The sequence below is a fragment of the Streptomyces sp. NPDC013157 genome (assembly GCF_042899865.1).
In the GTDB taxonomy this organism is placed as follows: Bacteria; Actinomycetota; Actinomycetes; order Streptomycetales; family Streptomycetaceae; genus Streptomyces.
The window spans coordinates 47312-62837 of sequence record NZ_JBIBAK010000016.1 but is presented as its reverse complement, the minus strand read 5'-3'; the positions used below and the strand labels follow the sequence as shown (position 1 = coordinate 62837).

General features: G+C 72.5%; 13 protein-coding genes. 4 read left to right on the top strand and 9 right to left on the bottom strand.

Annotated elements, in window-relative coordinates:
* Positions 1–518: 518 nt before the first annotated feature.
* Positions 519–1562 carry a phosphotransferase gene (locus ACFY6U_RS37515; RefSeq protein ID WP_390045587.1) on the top strand — a complete coding sequence of 348 codons (1044 nt, stop codon included), beginning with the start codon at positions 519–521 and terminating at the stop codon, positions 1560–1562.
* Between the two features lie 45 nt (positions 1563–1607).
* Here ACFY6U_RS37515 and ACFY6U_RS37510 read toward each other — a convergent pair whose 3' ends face one another.
* Positions 1608–3197 (bottom strand): protein kinase, encoded by a 1590-nt coding sequence (locus ACFY6U_RS37510; protein WP_390045586.1) that lies wholly within the window; start codon positions 3195–3197, stop codon positions 1608–1610.
* A gap of 318 nt (positions 3198–3515) precedes the next feature.
* Here ACFY6U_RS37510 and ACFY6U_RS37505 point away from each other — a divergent pair, with 318 nt between their 5' ends.
* Positions 3516–5162 (top strand): protein kinase, encoded by a 1647-nt coding sequence (locus ACFY6U_RS37505; protein ID WP_390045584.1) that lies wholly within the window; start codon positions 3516–3518, stop codon positions 5160–5162.
* Positions 5163–5287: 125 nt separating this feature from the next.
* Here the strand turns inward: ACFY6U_RS37505 and ACFY6U_RS37500 are convergent, their stop codons facing one another.
* Positions 5288–5827 (bottom strand): bacterial proteasome activator family protein, encoded by a 540-nt coding sequence (locus tag ACFY6U_RS37500; RefSeq protein ID WP_351486401.1) that lies wholly within the window; start codon positions 5825–5827, stop codon positions 5288–5290.
* 188 nt (positions 5828–6015) lie between these two features.
* Between ACFY6U_RS37500 and ACFY6U_RS37495 the strand changes: the two genes are divergently transcribed.
* Positions 6016–6621, top strand: a complete 606-nt coding sequence (locus tag ACFY6U_RS37495) for a hypothetical protein (protein ID WP_390045582.1) — start codon at positions 6016–6018, stop codon at positions 6619–6621.
* A gap of 76 nt (positions 6622–6697) precedes the next feature.
* Here ACFY6U_RS37495 and ACFY6U_RS37490 read toward each other — a convergent pair whose 3' ends face one another.
* From ACFY6U_RS37490 to pdhA, 7 genes are all read right to left on the bottom strand, one after another.
* On the bottom strand, positions 6698–7678 hold the full coding sequence (locus ACFY6U_RS37490; RefSeq protein WP_390045580.1) for an NAD(P)H-quinone oxidoreductase: 981 nt from the start codon (positions 7676–7678) through the stop codon (positions 6698–6700).
* A gap of 63 nt (positions 7679–7741) precedes the next feature.
* Positions 7742–8839: a potassium channel family protein gene (locus tag ACFY6U_RS37485; RefSeq protein ID WP_390045578.1), complete on the bottom strand. Its 1098-nt coding sequence runs from the start codon at positions 8837–8839 to the stop codon at positions 7742–7744.
* Positions 8836–10224, bottom strand: a complete 1389-nt coding sequence (locus ACFY6U_RS37480) for a molybdopterin molybdotransferase MoeA (RefSeq protein ID WP_390045577.1) — start codon at positions 10222–10224, stop codon at positions 8836–8838. Before ACFY6U_RS37480 ends, ACFY6U_RS37485 begins: the two co-directional genes overlap by 4 nt.
* On the bottom strand, positions 10221–11150 hold the full coding sequence (locus tag ACFY6U_RS37475; protein WP_390045575.1) for an NTP transferase domain-containing protein: 930 nt from the start codon (positions 11148–11150) through the stop codon (positions 10221–10223). Before ACFY6U_RS37475 ends, ACFY6U_RS37480 begins: the two co-directional genes overlap by 4 nt.
* A 195-nt stretch (positions 11151–11345) precedes the next feature.
* Positions 11346–12692, bottom strand: a complete 1347-nt coding sequence (locus ACFY6U_RS37470) for a dihydrolipoamide acetyltransferase family protein (protein WP_390045573.1) — start codon at positions 12690–12692, stop codon at positions 11346–11348.
* Positions 12692–13696 (bottom strand): alpha-ketoacid dehydrogenase subunit beta, encoded by a 1005-nt coding sequence (locus ACFY6U_RS37465; RefSeq protein ID WP_294004403.1) that lies wholly within the window; start codon positions 13694–13696, stop codon positions 12692–12694. The genes ACFY6U_RS37470 and ACFY6U_RS37465 overlap by 1 nt, the downstream gene beginning before the upstream one ends.
* Entirely contained in the window at positions 13693–14838 is a 1146-nt protein-coding gene (gene pdhA / locus ACFY6U_RS37460; protein ID WP_390045571.1) for a pyruvate dehydrogenase (acetyl-transferring) E1 component subunit alpha, read from the bottom strand. The genes ACFY6U_RS37465 and pdhA overlap by 4 nt, the downstream gene beginning before the upstream one ends.
* 175 nt (positions 14839–15013) lie before the next feature.
* Here pdhA and ACFY6U_RS37455 point away from each other — a divergent pair, with 175 nt between their 5' ends.
* A complete protein-coding gene (locus tag ACFY6U_RS37455) occupies positions 15014–15517 on the top strand; it encodes an Lrp/AsnC family transcriptional regulator (protein ID WP_390045569.1) in 504 nt (167 codons plus the stop codon).
* Positions 15518–15526 lie beyond the last annotated feature (9 nt).

Here is a 15526-nt window from a genome sequence, read left to right as displayed (position 1 = left end):
CGTCGGTCCGGCCCCCGGGGTTGCCGGGTGAACCAGTGCGGCTCACCTGCTTCCGACACCCATGGCACGGGGTGTGTGCCACTCGGCCGGGAACAGGCGTGACAGGTGCCCCGGCGAGCGCCCTGCAACATGCACGTTACCCAGTGCTCCACATTTCTGTGAAACCCCTCCTGACCTGCGTTTTTGCTTGGAAATCCAAGTACTTTCTGCTTGGGATTCCCAGTAGATCGACGCGGGCCGGAAGCTTGCTGGTCAGAGCCTTGCAGGAGGCCGGAGCAACGGCACGTTATCCCGCCGCCCGGGGCCACGGGAAGATGTCGAGGTGTCCGGTCTGCTCCCCGAAGAGCGGGCGCGCGCCGCGCGCGGCGCGCTGACCCTATGCTCCGCGCGCCGTCACGGCGGCGCATCTTTCGCACTTGCATTCGCCATGACCCATCGCGTGACCGAAAGCGACCACCGACGACTGCCTGTGACAACCCGCAGCTCACAGGGTTGGCGCTTGCCCTAGCATCTGCCGCGTGCCGCGCTCATGTTTACCCCCCCTCGTACCCCACGCGCCCCCTCTGGGCGCCCTGCTCCGGCTGTACGCCGCCGGTTCCGCACTCGCCTGCGAACCGGTCGAACAGGGCCTGCTCAACCGCGGCTACCGCCTCTGCACCACCCGCGGCCGCTACTTCCTGAAACACCACTTCGACCCCGACACCGCCGATCCGGCCGCCATCGAGCGGCGTCATCTGGCCACCCTGCGACTGGCCGCCCTCGGCGTCCCGGTCGCCCCGCCCCTCGCCGACCGCGACGGCCGTACGGTCGCCGTCGTCGGCGGCCACGCCTACGCGCTGCACCCCTGGATCGACGGCCGGCACCGGCACGGCGGCCAGCTCACGCGCGGGGAGTGCGCGCGGCTCGGCGCGCTCCTCGGCGCCGTGCACGCCTGCCTGGAGCGCGTGATGCCACCCAAGGGGCGCACCCGCCCGGCAACCAGCCCCCACCCCGTCGAGAGCGCCGACCCGGCCGACACCTTCGCCCTCATCGACGACCTGCTCGCCCACGTCAGTCGGCACCGCCCCGCCGACTCCTTCGACGAACTCGCCCGCCACCGGCTGCTCGAACGCCGTGCGCTCCTGGAGCAGCACACCGCCCGGCGCCCCCCGCGCGGCGCCTCGGTGGGCTGGGTGCACGGCGACTTCCACCCGTTCAACCTGCTCTACAAGGACGACGCGCCCGCCGCGATCGTCGACTGGGACCGGCTCGGCGTGCAGCCCCGCGCGGAGGAGGCCGTACGCGCCGCCGCGATCTTCTTCGTGCGCCCGGGGGGAGCGCTCGACCTGCGGAAGGTACGGGCGTACGCGCACGCGTACCGGCGCGCGGCCGGGGCCACGCCCTCGGAGCTCGCGGCGGCCGTGCATCGCGTGTGGTGGGAGCGGCTCAACGACTTCTGGATGCTGCGCTGGCACTACGAGCGCGGCGACACCCGCGCGGACACCCAGTTCCCGGCCGCCTCGGCACTGGCCGTGTGGTGGACCAGGGAGTACGACGCGGTGTGCGACGCGTTCGTGCAGTAGCGGCTGATCGGCGGCGGCCGGTCAGCCGAAGGGTGTCGGTGTCCTTCAACCGCCGCCGACACCGGTGCCGGCGATCGAGCCGGCGTCGGTGCCGCCGTCGTCGCCCGCGCCTGTCGTGTCGGAGGGCTGCGTGTCCGGCGAGCTCTCGGAGTCGGTGGGCTGCGAGGCGCTCGCGGTGTCGCTCGGCTCGTCGGTCGGCTCGCTGCTCTGCTGCTGGGACTGGCTGTAGGTCGGGGTCGGCGACGGCGTGTAGCCGGAGTTGTCGTTGTTGTTGCCCGAGCCGCTGTCGTCGGTCGCCGTGTCCGTGGCCGTGTCGCTCGACTCGTCCGACGGGCTGGAGCTCGGCGTCTCGTCCTTGGTGGTCTGCGAGGTGGTCGGCGACTGCGACGTACCGGTGCCGCCGTCGCCGCCGCCCCCGCCCTTGTTCAGCGCCAGCGCGACGCCCGCCGCGATGGCGATCACCGCGAGGACGGCCAGGATCCACAGCTTGCCGCGGCCGCTGCCTCTGTTGCCGTGCCCCTCGAAACCGCCGTCGTCGCCGCCCCCGTAGCCGCCCGGCAGGATCGGCTGCGGGATCTGCGTGGTCCCGGCGCCGGTCGTCGGGTGCGGCATCACGGTCGTACCGGCGAAACCGGCCGCCGGTGTGTGCCGGCCGTCGTGCACGGTGACCGGGCCGGTGTTCCAGGTGCCGGTGTGGCCGCCCTGGTCGTACAGCATCTGCAGGCCGTACTGGACCAGGCCGCGCATCTCCTCGGCGGTCTGGAAGCGGTCGTCGGGCTCCTTGGCGAGCGAGCGCATGACCAGGCCGTCCAGCTCCGGCGGGGCCGCGCCCTCGGAGGTCTGGGAGGGCGGCACCGGAATGTCCTGGACGTGCTGGTAGACCACCGCCAGCGGGGTCTCGCCGATGAACGGGGGCCGCAGGGCCAGGAGTTCGTAGAGCAGGCAGCCGGTGGCGTACAGGTCGGAGCGGTGGTCGACGGCCTTGCCGAGCGCCTGCTCCGGGGAGAGGTACTGGGGCGTGCCCATGACCATGCCGGTCTGCGTCATCGTCGTGGAGGCACCGTGCAGGGCGCGGGCGATACCGAAGTCCATCACCTTGACGGCGCCGTTGTGCGTGATGATCACGTTGGCCGGCTTGATGTCGCGGTGCACGATGCCGTGCTGGTGCGAGTAGGCCAGTGCCTCGAGGACGCCGGAGACGATGATCAGGGCCTGCTCGGGCCCCGGCGCCTCGGCGTTGATCAGCAGGTCGCGGATGGTGCGGCCCTCGACCAGCTCCATCACGATGTACGGCACGGACTGGCCGCCCACCACGTCCTCGCCGGAGTCGTACACCGCCACGATCGCGTGGTGGTTGAGCCCGGCGACCGACTGTGCCTCGCGCGTGAAGCGGGCCTTGGAGACCGGATCCTCGGCGAGGTCGGCCCGGAGCAGCTTCACGGCCACGGTGCGGCCGAGCCGTACGTCCTCGGCCGCGAACACCTCGGCCATGCCGCCCCGCCCGAGCCGGTGGGTGAGCCGGTACCGGCCGTCGCCGACCAGGCCCTGGTTGCCCCACATCTCCGGCGCGTCTGACATGCCGCCGCCAGTCGCCTCGGGGTCGGACGGGCCCTGGGCGCTGTGCGTCTGTGCCATCGGTCCTCGCCGTCGTTTCTGCCCGCGGTGCGCGCGGTGTTGTCACGGTCTCCGTCGGCCACGCTACAGCCTCCGCGCAACCCGTCGGTCCGGGATCCGGCCCGTGGACGGACCGGCCATCAAACCCGTACCACTCGCCGCCGTGCAAATTCTGTGTACCGGACGTACGGCCCCTGTAACTCTTCCGCGGCTGTTGTTTCGCGTACGGTCACGGAACGGGCACCGCGCTTGACGTGTCACTGCCCTCCGGCAGACTTGGCCGGGAATGAGACATTCGATCAACAAGGGTGCCTGAGTGCCGGGCGGGGGACGGGGAAAATGAGCCAGGACGGCACATACGGCCGTTACGCGGGGCGGGCTCTGGCCGGTGGCCGCTACCAGCTGCGCGACCTGCTCGGCGAGGGCGGCATGGCCTCCGTGCACCTGGCGTACGACGCGGTCCTGGACCGGCAGGTCGCGATCAAGACCCTGCACACCGAACTCGGCCGGGAACAGGCCTTCCGCGAACGCTTCCGCCGCGAGGCCCAGGCAGTGGCCAAGCTCACGCACTCCAACATCGTCTCCGTCTTCGACACCGGCGAGGACGCGCTCGACGGCTCGACCATGCCGTACATCGTCATGGAGTACATCGAGGGCCGCCCGCTCGGCTCGGTCCTGGACGAGGACGTACGGCAGTACGGCGCGATGCCCGCCGACAAGGCGCTGAAGATCACCGCGGACGTGCTGGCCGCGCTGGAGATCAGCCACGAGATGGGGCTGGTCCACCGCGACATCAAGCCCGGCAACGTGATGATGACCAAGCGCGGTGTCGTCAAGGTGATGGACTTCGGCATCGCCCGCGCCATGCAGTCCGGGGTCACCTCGATGACCCAGACCGGCATGGTCGTCGGCACCCCGCAGTACCTCTCCCCGGAGCAGGCGCTCGGCCGGGGCGTGGACGCGCGGTCCGACCTCTACTCGGTCGGCATCATGCTGTTCCAGCTGGTCACCGGGCGGCTGCCGTTCGACGCGGACTCGCCGTTGGCGATCGCCTACGCGCACGTCCAGGAGGAGCCGGTCGCTCCCTCCTCGGTCAACCGTGCCCTTCCGCCGGCGGTGGACGCACTGGTCGCCCGCGCGCTGAAGAAGAACCCGAACGAGCGTTTCCCGACCGCCGAGTCCATGCGCGACGAGTGCCTGCGGGTCGCCGCCTCGCTCCAGCCGGCCGCACCCAGCATCGTCCCGGGCATCCCGCCGACGCAGAGCGGCGCCGGGGTCGGCTCCGCGGTGTTCCCGCCGGTCGGCCAGGGCACGCCGACGCCTCCCGGGCCGGTGCAGACGCCGTACCAGCCGGCACCGGCCCCCAATCCCTACCGGGCCACGGGGCCCTCACCCGCCTACGGCTATCCGCAGCAGGCGGGCTACCAGACCCCGGCCGGATACGCTCAGCCGGCGCCGTCGACCCCGCCGCCGTACAACATCACGCCCCAGGCGCCGTCCGCCGGTGGCGGTGGCGGCGGGAAGAGCAATCGGCCGGTGGTCATCGGGTCGATCGCGGTGTCGCTCGTCGCGGTGGTCGGCCTGATCGTCGCACTGGCGCTGAACACCGGCGGCGGCGATGACGACACCGGCGGCAGCGGGGGCGGCGGGGGCAGCAGCGCGAGCACCGCGGCCTCGCACGCCTCGGGCTACCGCGGTCCGGACACCTCGAAGACCGTCGAGAAGACCGAGTGCACCGAACCGCAGGAGTCCTACGACGACCCGGACAAGATCCAGGTCCCGGACTTCAAGTTCAAGTACATCAAGTCGGTCAAGGAGTGCTTCCAGGCCGCCGGCTGGCAGATGAAGATCGTCTCCGTGGACGAGAACACCTACGGCGACGGCACGATCATGGAGCAGTTCCCCTCCTCCGGCACCGACGTCGACCCGCAGGACATGCCGACCGTCGAGCTCAAGGTGTCGACGGGCAACCCGCCGACCGGCTGACGCGAGACGCGGCGGGAGTGGCGGGTGCGGCGGGGGGGGGAAGCGGGAGCGGCGGGAGAAGGGGAGTAGGAAGGGCCCGGCGGTTTCGCCAGGCCCTTCGCCGTCTCGGGGGTGTCCGGGAGTCTCTAGAGGTACGGCCCGCCGGAGCGGCCGGCCGGGCCGTGCTCCTCGCCCTCGTGGCCGACGCCCGGCGGCAGCGCACGCCGCATCGACTCCAGCTGGGCGCGGGCCGCCATCTGCTGGGCGAACAGGGTGGTCTGGATCCCGTGGAACAGCCCCTCCAGCCAGCCCACCAACTGGGCCTGCGCGATGCGCAGTTCCGCGTCGGAGGGGGTCGCGTTCTCGTTGAACGGCAGCGAGAGGCGCTCCAGCTCCTCCACCAGCTCCGGGGCAAGACCGTCCTCCAGCTCCTTCACGGAGCTGGCGTGGATCTCCTTGAGCCGGGCCCGGCTGGCCTCGTCGAGGGGAGCCGCGCGCACCTCCTCCAGGAGCTGCTTGATCATGCTGCCGATCCGCATGACCTTGGCGGGCTGTTCCACCATCTCCGTCACCGGGATCTCGCGGGAGTCCTCGTCCCCGTTGCCGCCACCGAGTGCCATCCCGTCCTGGCCCACGACCAGGATCTGCGGATTCTCGGGCGACCGTTCGTTCCTCGGCATCTCCATGCCGCCATTCTCTCGCACCCCTGCACCTCACCACCGTGGTGCCCCCCATGAGGGCTGATCCACCCCTCAAAAGCGCCCCGGACCGGCCGTAGCCCCTTCGGCCGCATCAGAAATGCCGGGTTTGCCATCACATGTGAGGCTGGTGATCGTCGGCCCTGACGACGACTGTGCTCCAGGAGGTCACCGACGTGACTCCAAGGCTGCGACTCCCCCGCGCCGGCAACCGGCCCCTCGGTCAGGTAAGGCTCGCGCCCGCCCGCCCGCTGCTCATCCGGCTGCTGCTCGTCCTCGCGGCGGTCCTGCTCCCGTGCGGCACGGCTGTCGCGTACGGCCCCGAGCCGGCGCCCTCGGACTCCGCCAGCGCCTCGGCCACCCCCGAGCCGTCGCTGGCCGGCACCGTGGCCGGCGAGGGCCGGACACGACCGGGGCGGCCCCAGGGACCGGCGACGAAGGTCGAGGACCAGGACCCCGACGACCCGGACGACCCCAGCACCCCGGACCACTCGGACCACTCGGACCACTCGGAGGACGATGGCGGTCTCGGTGCGGGGACGGCGACGGAGTCTGCCGGGAGCGGCGCCGAGAGCCCCGCGGCCGCCTCCGCACAGCCGCCCCGGGAGGCCGTCCTGACTTCCGCCTCGCCCCAGCCGCACCCGGCGGGCCAGGCGATCGGCCCCGGCCAGGACGACGACACCGAGCCCGTGCTGCACATCCTTCCGCTCGGCAGCGGCCTGGTCATGATCGGCCTCGGGCTCGGCCTCGCCTTCGTCGGCCTGCGGGTACGGCGGGGCTGAGGCGCTACGGCGCTACGTGGCTACGGCGCTACGGCGCTACGGCGCTACGGCGCTACGGCGCTACGGCGCTACGAGGCTACGGGGCGATCAGCAGAACCTTGCCGATGTGCTCGCTCGCCTCGACCACCCGATGGGCCTGCGCAGCGTCCGCCATCGGCAGCTCCCGGTCGACGACCGGACGGACATGGCCCTGGGCGATCAAGGGCCACACGTGCTCCCGGACCGCCGCGGTGATGGTCGCCTTCTCGGCGAGCGGACGGGCGCGCAGCGAGGTCGCGCTGATCGCGGCCCGCTTCCCGAGCAGCGCGCCGATGTTCAGCTCGCCCTTCACACCGCCCTGCATGCCGATGATCGCGAGCCGCCCGTTGACCGCGAGCGCCTGCACGTTCCGGTCCAGGTACTTGGCGCCCATGTTGTCCAGGATGACGTCGGCCCCCGCGCCGCCGGTGGCCTGCTTCACCTCGGCGACGAAGTCCTGCTCGCGGTAGTTGACGAGGATGTCCGCGCCGAGCTCGGCACAGAAGTCCAGCTTCTCCTTCGTGCCCGCGGTGACCGCGACCTTGGCACCGACCGCCTTGCCCAGCTGGATCGCCATGGTGCCGATGCCGCTGGAGCCGCCGTGCACGAGAAGGGTCTCGCCGGGGCGCAGGTGGGCGATCATGAAGACGTTCGACCAGACCGTGCAGGCCACCTCGGGCAGGGCTGCGGCCTGCTTCAGGTCCAGGCCCCCGGGCACCGGCAGCAGCTGTCCGGCCGGCACGGCGACCTTCTCGGCGTAGCCGCCGCCCGCGAGCAGCGCGCACACCTCGTCGCCGACCGACCAGCCGGAGACACCGGGGCCGAGCGCGGTGATCCGCCCGGAGCACTCAAGACCGGGGTACGGGGAGGCGCCCGGCGGCGGGTCGTAGTAGCCCTGCCGTTGCATGATGTCGGCGCGGTTGACGGCACCGGCCACCACCTCGACCAGCACTTCGCCGTCCCCGGGCACGGGATCGGGAACCTCGTCCCACACCAGCGCCTCGGGCCCACCAGGTTCGGGAATCGTGATCGCATACATGCGGCCGACGCTACTCCCCGCCCGTCCGGGCCCCGCTGGTGACGTCACCGGCGGCTCGCCCGGTCAGGCGCGGGGTATCGGTCGTACATCGGGGGCGACCTGGCTGCCCGGCGAGGCCCGCACGATCGTGATCAGCCGGTCCGTCGCCTCGATGGTGCCGACGGCCGGATCGTCGTACCCGAGCACCCGGTGGCCGCGTACGACGCTCACCACCAGGTCGGCCGTCTCGCGTGGCGTCCTGCCGACCTCGGCCTTGACCGCGGGGCGCTCCACGAGGTCAAGGCCGCTGCCCTGCTGGATGAGGTCCTCTATGACCATGCCGGCGGCCGGACTGAGCACGGACAGCCCGAGCAGCCGCCCGGCCGCGCTGGCGCTGGTGATCACGGCGTCGGCGCCGGACTGCTTGAGCAGCGGCGCGTTCTCCTCCTCGCGGACCGCCGCCACGATCTTCGCGGCCTTGTTGAGCTGCCGGGCCGTCAGGGTCACCAGCACGGCCGTGTCGTCACGCTGGGTCGCGATGATGATCTGCCGCGCCCGCTGCACCTCGGCGCGCTTCAGCACCTCGCTGCGGGTCGCATCGCCCATGACGCCCGCGTATCCGTCGGCCGTGGCCGCCTCGATCACCTGGGAGCTCGGGTCGACCACGACCACCTGCTCCTTCTTCAGCCCGGTCGCACAGACGGTCTGGATCGCCGACCGCCCCTTCGTCCCGAACCCGACGACGACGGTGTGATCGCGCAAGGCCGACCTCCAGCGGTTCAGGCGCCATTCCTCCCGGGTGCGTTCGGTGAGGACTTCGAGCGTGGTGCCGACCAGGATGATCAGGAACAGCACACGCAGGGGCGTGATGACGAAGATGTTGGTGAGCCGCGCACTGTCGCTGACGGGGGTGATGTCGCCGTAGCCCGTGGTGGAGAGGGTGACGGTCGCGTAGTAGAAGGCGTCGAGGAGGTCGACCGAGCCGTCGGAGTTGTCGGTGTAGCCGTCACGGTCGGCATAGACGATCAACGCGGTGGCGACCAGCACCAGCAGCGCCATGGCGAGCCGTCTGGCGACCTGGCGGATCGGGCGCTCCACCACCTTCGTCGGGAGTTTCACCCGATGGGTCACCAGGTGTTCGTCCGCCTGGCGGGCGATGGCGTCATGGCCGGGAAGTTTCACGTGAAACAGACTCCGATGCCCGCGGCCGCCCACGGCAGGTCAAGGAGTTCCGTCTCCGTACCCTGCTGTGCTCCGCCCGGCGCCACGACCGCGAGCGCATCGGCGGCGGCGATGCCGCGGAGCATGGCCGGGCCGTTGTAGTGCAGCGGGACCGCGGTGTCGCCCCGCAGGACGACCGGGATGAGCCGGGTGTCGTACGGGTGCCCGTGCGTCGCCTCCGCCAGGGGCAGCGTGTACGGCTCGGGGGCCGGGTGGGCGGCGAGGGTGCGCAGCAGGGGTTCGGCGAGGGTGAGCAGGCCGGAGACGGCTGCGAGGGGGTTGCCGGGGAGGCCGACGAGGTGCTGGTTCTCCTTGGTGCGGGCCAGCAGCATGGGGTGGCCGGGGCGCACCTTGACGCCGTCGACGAGGAGTTCGGCGCCGATGCGTTCCAGGGTGGGGTGGATGTGGTCGACCGGGCCGGATGCGGTACCGCCCGTGGTGACCACGAGATCGGCCGTCGACGAGGTGATCGCCTTGTACAGGGCCTTGGCGTCGTCGCCGATCCGGCGGACGGCGGTGACCTCGGCGCCGAGCCCGCGCAGCCAGGGCGGCAGCATCGGGCCGAGCGCGTCCCGGATGAGTCCGTCGTGCGGGAGCCCTTCGGTGAGCAACTCGTCGCCCAGGATCAGGACTTCGACGCGGGGGCGGGGAACGACGGTGACGGTGTCGTATCCGGCGGCCGCGGCGAGACCGAGGACGGCCGGGGTGACCAGGGTGCCGACGGGCAGCAACTGGTCGCCGGTGCGGCACTCCTGGCCGCGCGGGCGGATGTCCTGGCCGTGGACCACCTCGCGGGTGGGGTGCAGTCGGCCCTGGGCGTCGAGACGGCCGTGCTCGCTGCGCAGCACCGCGGTCGTGTCCGCCGGGATCCGGGCGCCGGTGGCGATACGGACCGCCTCGCCGTCGGTGAGCGGCTCGGGCTGCGCGTGCCCGGCCAGCACGCCTTGCTCGCGGACGTCCCAGGGGCCGGGGCCGGCGACCGCCCAGCCGTCCATCGCGGAGGTGTCGAAGGAGGGCAGGTCGGTGAGCGCGTCCAGCGAGGCGGCGAGGGTCAGCCCGAGAGCGTCGCCCAGCGGTACGGAGACGGGGGCGCGGCGGGCTCCCGACCGGGCGGCGGACCGGGCGGCGCGGGCGGCGGTCTCGCGGGCCTGGGGCCAGGGGGTGGCGCGGTGGCGGTGCGCCGAGTGACCGCCGTGCGCGTGCTCACCGTGGGGGGTGGGCGCTGCGGTCGCGTCCTGCCGGGGCTCCCTGGGCTCTCTCACGAGGGCGAGCGCCTCCTCGACGTCGAGATCGTCGTCGGTGTCCGCGGTGGCGGGGGTGCCGGACCGGGTGCCGCGGGCGGTCACCGGCCGGGCCCGGGGGCGGGGTTGCCGGGGCCCGGCTGGTCGGAGCCCGGCCCGTCGGTGGCGGGCTTTCCGGTGCCGGCCTCGGCCTCTTCCGCCCAGCGCAGGGCCAGCGCGGCGGCCTTGTGGGCCGCCTCGGCGACCGCCTCGGGGCCGCCCTTGCCCTGTGCGGCCGCGTAGCCGACGAGGAAGGTGGTCAGCGGGGCGGCAGGGCGGTCCACGCCGTGCGCGGCGTCTCTGGCCAGGTCGAGCAGAAGGCGGATGTCGACGTCCAGGTCGATGCCCAGTTCGTCCTTGACTGCGGAGATCCATTCATCCAACACGTGCCCATGCTCCCTGATGCGTGCCCTGGCGTCGGCGATGTCGTCCCAGGTGTCGCAGTCGAAGGCCGCGAGGGGGTCCGGGACGCGGGTGAGGTTCAGTGCGGCGGTCAGGCGCCGCAGGGGGAGGCCGGTGAGGCCGTTGCCGCTGTCCTCGGCGAGGGCCGAGAGGGCGTGGCGGAGTGCGGTGGTGCGGTAGGCCGCGACGAGGGGCTGGTCCCGGCCGTCGGCGTCGGTGAGCAGGGCACCGTCCGCGGCGGACGCGTGCAGGGCCGCCAACAGGCGCTCCACGGTCGCCTCTTCGAGGAACGGGAGGTCTGCGGAGAGTACGACCGCGCGGTCGGCGGTGGTGTGACGCAGGCCGGCGTCGAGGGCGGCGACCGGGCCGCCGCCCGGGGGGTCCTCGCGGGTCCAGTGGACCGGGCGGGAGGTGGGGCGGGGGGCCGCCACGACGACGGTCCGCCGGGCTCCGGCGCAGGCCGTGAGGACGCGGTCGAGGAGGGGGCGGCCGCCTACCCGGACGGAGGGTTTGTCGGTTCCGCCGAGGCGCCTTGCGGCGCCGCCGGCCAGCACGATCGCGTCGTAGGGCGGGGGGTCGGTGGCGGTCACCTTTCGAGTATGGGGGGCGTTCTGATCACGGGGAACCGACGGGAGGCGTGGGATCTGCAGGGTGTGGTTGCGTGCGCCTGGGAGGCCGGGGGGAGCGGCCGTACGCGGGCGCGGGTTGTGTGTGGCTGGTCGCGCAGTTCCTCTCCCCAGCCTTCGGCGGGGGGGTACCCCCAGCGCCCCTATAGGCAGGGGCGCTCAAAGTGTCCTGAGAAGGACCGTCGGCTGTTCTACGCAGTCGGCCACGTACCTCAGGAAACCACCCGCTGTGCCGCCGTCGCAGACCCTGTGGTCGAAGGTGAGGGACAGCTGGACGACCTGGCGGACCGCCAGCTCGCCTTCGTGGACCCAGGGTTTCGGGACGATGCGGCCCACGCCGAGCATGGCCGCCTCGGGGTGGTTGATGATCGGGGTGGAGCCGTCGACGCCGAAGACGCCGTAGTTGTTCAGGGTGAAGGTGCCGCCGGTGAGGTCCGTGGGGGTGAGGGTGCCGGCGTGGGCCGACTCGGTCAGGCGGGCGAACTCCGCGGTCAGGGACTCGGCGTCGCGGGCATGGGCGTCGCGGACGACGGGGACGACCAGGCCGCGGTCGGTCTGGGCGGCGAAGCCCAAGTGGACGTGGTCGAGTTGGACGATCTCGCGGGCCTCGACGTCGACGTAGGAGTTCAGCTCGGGGTGGCGGGCCAGGGCGGCGGTGCAGATCCGGGCGAGGAGCGCGAGGAGGGAGATCCTCGGGCCCGCCGCCGCGTTCATCGCCGTGCGCGCGCGCATCAGCTCGGTCGCGTCGGCGTCCACCCAGCAGGTCGCGTCGGGGATCTCCCGGCGGCTGCGGGAGAGCTTGTCGGCGACCGCGCCCCGGATGCCCTTGAGGGGGGTGCGGATGCCGGAGGGCGCGTTCAGAGGGGTGGGCGGGGTCTTGGGGGCGGCGGCGCGGGCCGCGCTGACCCGCAGGGCGTCCTCGACGTCCGCGCGCAGGATCAGGCCGTCGGGGCCCGAGCCGGACAGCCTGCGCAGGTCCAGGTCGTTGTCCCGGGCGAGGCGGCGGACCAGGGGGGAGATCACCGGGACAGGGCCCTCGGTGAGCGGAGCGGGTGGTGCGGGCATCTGGGCGTGGGGCGCCGTTGCCGCTTCCGTGAGGGCGGCGTGCGGCGCCGGTTCCCGGGCGGTGTCCCGGTCGGCCGTGCCGTTGGCCCGCTCCGGGACGGCGTTGCGGACCCTGCGGCGGCGCGCCGGAGGCGTTCCCGTGCCGTATCCCACCAGGACGTTGCCCGAGCCCTCCGGCTCGGGGACGGTGGTCGCCTCGCCGACGGCGACCGTCAGGAGCGGGGCGCCGACGGGCAACTCGGTGCCCTCCTCGCCGAAGCGGGCGGTGACCACACCGCCGTAGGGGCAGGGGACCTCGACCATCGCCTTGGCCGTCTCGACCTCGACGACCGGCTGGTCGATCGCGACGACCTCGCCGACCTGGACCAGCCAGGTCACGATCACCGCCTCGGTGAGCCCCTCCCCGAGGTCGGGCAGTTTGAACTCCAGCACCTGTGCCATCAGCCCTCGGCCTCCCACTGCAGACGCGCCACCGCGTCCAGGATGCGGTCCACGCCGGGCAGGTGGTGGCGCTCCAGCATCGGCGGCGGGTAGGGAATGTCGAACCCGGCCACGCGCAGCACCGGCGCCTCCAGATGGTGGAAGCAGCGCTCGGTCACGCGGGCCGCGATCTCCCCGCCCGGGCCGCCGAACCCGCCCGACTCGTGTACGACGACCGCGCGCCCGGTGCGCCGTACGGAGGCGCAGACCGTCTCGTCGTCGAACGGCACCAGGGAGCGCAGGTCGACGACTTCCAGGTCCCAGCCCTCCGCCTGGGCGGCCTCGGCGGCTTCGAGGCAGACCGGTACGGACGGGCCGTAGGTGATGAGCGTGGCGCTGCGCCCTGTTCGGCGCACCACCGCGCGGCCGATGGGTTCAACGTCCGTCGGGTGCTCGGGGTTCCAGGTGTCCTTGGACCAGTACAGGCGCTTGGGTTCGAGGAAGACGACCGGGTCGTCGGAGGCGATGGACCGGCGCAGCAGCCCGTAGGCGTCGGCGACGGTGGCGGGGGTGACGACGTGCAGGCCCGGAGTGGCCATGTAGTAGGCCTCGGAGGAGTCGCTGTGGTGCTCGACGCCGCCGATGCCGCCGCCGTAGGGGATGCGGACGGTGATCGGGAGGGGCATCCGGCCGCGGGTGCGGTTGCGCATCCGGGAGACGTGGCTGATGAGCTGTTCGAAAGCGGGGTAGGCGAAGGCGTCGAACTGCATCTCCACGACCGGGCGCAGGCCGTACATGGCCATGCCGACGGCGGTGCCGAGGATGCCGGCCTCCGCGAGGGGGGTGTCGGTGCAGCGGGTCTCGCCGAACTCCTTGGCGAGGCCGTCGGTGACCCGGAAGACCCCGCCGAGGGTGCCGACGTCCTCGCCCATGACGTGCACGGCGGGGTCGGCGGCCATGGCGTCCCGCAGCGCGCGGGTGAGGGCCTGCGCCATGGTGGCGGGCTTGACGGCGACGGTCGTCATCGCGGGCCGCCTTCCTGGTCCTGCTGCTCGGCCTCCAGCTCGGCGCGGAGCAGGGCGCGCTGTTCGCGCAGCTGTGTGGTGGTTTCGGCGTACACCTGGTCGAAGAGGTGCATGGGGTCGAGTTCGGGGTCGCGGTTCATGCGCTCGCGGAGGTCGGCGGCCATGGTCTCGGCGTCCTCGCGGGCGCGCCGTACGGTGTCCTCGTCGAGGAGTCCGCGGTCGGTCAACTCGCGTTCGAGCAGCAGGATCGGGTCGTGGTCGCGCCAGGCGTCGACCTCGGTGTCACCGCGGTAGCGGGTGGCGTCGTCGGCGTTGGTGTGGGCGTCGATCCGGTAGGTCACCGCCTCGACCAGGGTCGGGCCGCCGCCCTCGCGCGCGTGCCGTACGGCGTCGGCGAGGACCTCGTGCACGGCGGCCGCGTCGTTGCCGTCGACCAGGCGGCCCGGCATGCCGTATCCGACGGCCTTGTGGGCCAGGGAGGGCGCGGCGGTCTGCTTGGCGAGCGGGACGGAGATGGCGAAGCCGTTGTTCTGGACCAGGAAGACGACCGGGGCCTGCCAGACGGCGGCGAAGTTCAGGGCCTCGTGGAAGTCGCCCTCGCTGGTGCCGCCGTCGCCGACCATGGCGAGCGCGACCACGTCGTCGCCCTTGAGGCGGGCCGCGTGGGCGAGGCCGACGGCGTGCGGGAGCTGGGTGGCGAGGGGGGTGGAGAGGGGGGCCACGCGGTGGGCGTAGGGGTCGTAACCGGTGTGCCAGTCGCCGCGCAGCAGGGTGAGCGCCTCGACGGGGTCCACACCGCGGGCGATCACCGCGAGGGTGTCGCGGTAGCTGGGGAAGAGCCAGTCGCGCTCCTCGAGGGCGAGCGCGGCAGCGACCTCGCAGGCCTCCTGGCCCGTGCTGGAGGGGTAGACCGCGAGGCGGCCCTGTTTGGTGAGGGCGGTGGCCTGGGCGTTGTACCTGCGGCCGCGGACGAGCTGGGTGTACAGCCGGCGCAGCAGTTCGGGGTCGGCCTTGGCGGCCGAGTCCGTCCCCAGGACGCGGTACGGGCGCTCGTCGGGCAGCAGCGGTGCGGGGTCCGTCCGGGGCTGCCAGGCGGGCGGCGGCGACGGGCGGTATGCGCCGCGCTGCTCCATGACCGTCATGACGGCACCTCCTTGTGGGGGTGGCTACGGGAGACGGGTCGCCTGTGACCCGTCCCACCTACCGATTGTTCGGTCGTCGGCACATTTTGGCTACAGGCGGCTCCAGGCTGTGGACAAACGGTTCTCCACAACCTGGAATGAACGCAGTACGTCCATGGTAGGGAGGTGGGGGGACATGGCACCTGAACAAATGGCCGAGGGCCCGCAGGACCGCGCGGCACTGCCGCCCGCGCGCCCGCTGGACGCCATTGATCAGGACATCCTGCAGATCCTGCAGGCGGACGGCCGGGCGTCGATACGGTCGGTCGCCGAACGCGTCCATGTCTCCCGCGCCAACGCCTACGCGCGTATCAACCGGCTCGTCGAGGACGGGGTGATCCGCGGTTTCGGCGCCCGTGTGGACCATGAGCGGGCCGGTCAGGGCACCTCGGCGTACATCACGCTGAAGATCGTCCAGAACAGCTGGCGGACCGTGCGCGAGCAGCTGCGGCAGCTGCCCGGCGCCTCCCACATCGCCCTGGTGGGCGGGGACTTCGACGTCCTGCTCCTGGTGCACACGCCCGACAACCGGGCGCTGCGCGAGCTGGTGCTGACCCGCCTCCAGGCCATCCCCGAGGTGCTCAGCACCCGCACCCTGCTGGTGTTCGAGGAGGAGGACCTGGAGCCGGAGGACGGCTGAGCACGGCTG

Coding starts and splice junctions, on each gene's coding strand:
- ACFY6U_RS37510 (WP_390045586.1), bottom strand. CDS start 3,197: ATGGCACAGACGCACAGCGCCCAGGGCCCGTCCGACCCCGAGGCGACT.
- ACFY6U_RS37505 (WP_390045584.1), top strand. CDS start 3,516: ATGAGCCAGGACGGCACATACGGCCGTTACGCGGGGCGGGCTCTGGCC.
- ACFY6U_RS37500 (WP_351486401.1), bottom strand. CDS start 5,827: ATGGAGATGCCGAGGAACGAACGGTCGCCCGAGAATCCGCAGATCCTG.
- ACFY6U_RS37490 (WP_390045580.1), bottom strand. CDS start 7,678: ATGTATGCGATCACGATTCCCGAACCTGGTGGGCCCGAGGCGCTGGTG.
- ACFY6U_RS37470 (WP_390045573.1), bottom strand. CDS start 12,692: ATGGCACAGGTGCTGGAGTTCAAACTGCCCGACCTCGGGGAGGGGCTC.
- ACFY6U_RS37465 (WP_294004403.1), bottom strand. CDS start 13,696: ATGACGACCGTCGCCGTCAAGCCCGCCACCATGGCGCAGGCCCTCACC.
- pdhA (WP_390045571.1), bottom strand. CDS start 14,838: ATGACGGTCATGGAGCAGCGCGGCGCATACCGCCCGTCGCCGCCGCCC.
- ACFY6U_RS37455 (WP_390045569.1), top strand. CDS start 15,014: ATGGCACCTGAACAAATGGCCGAGGGCCCGCAGGACCGCGCGGCACTG.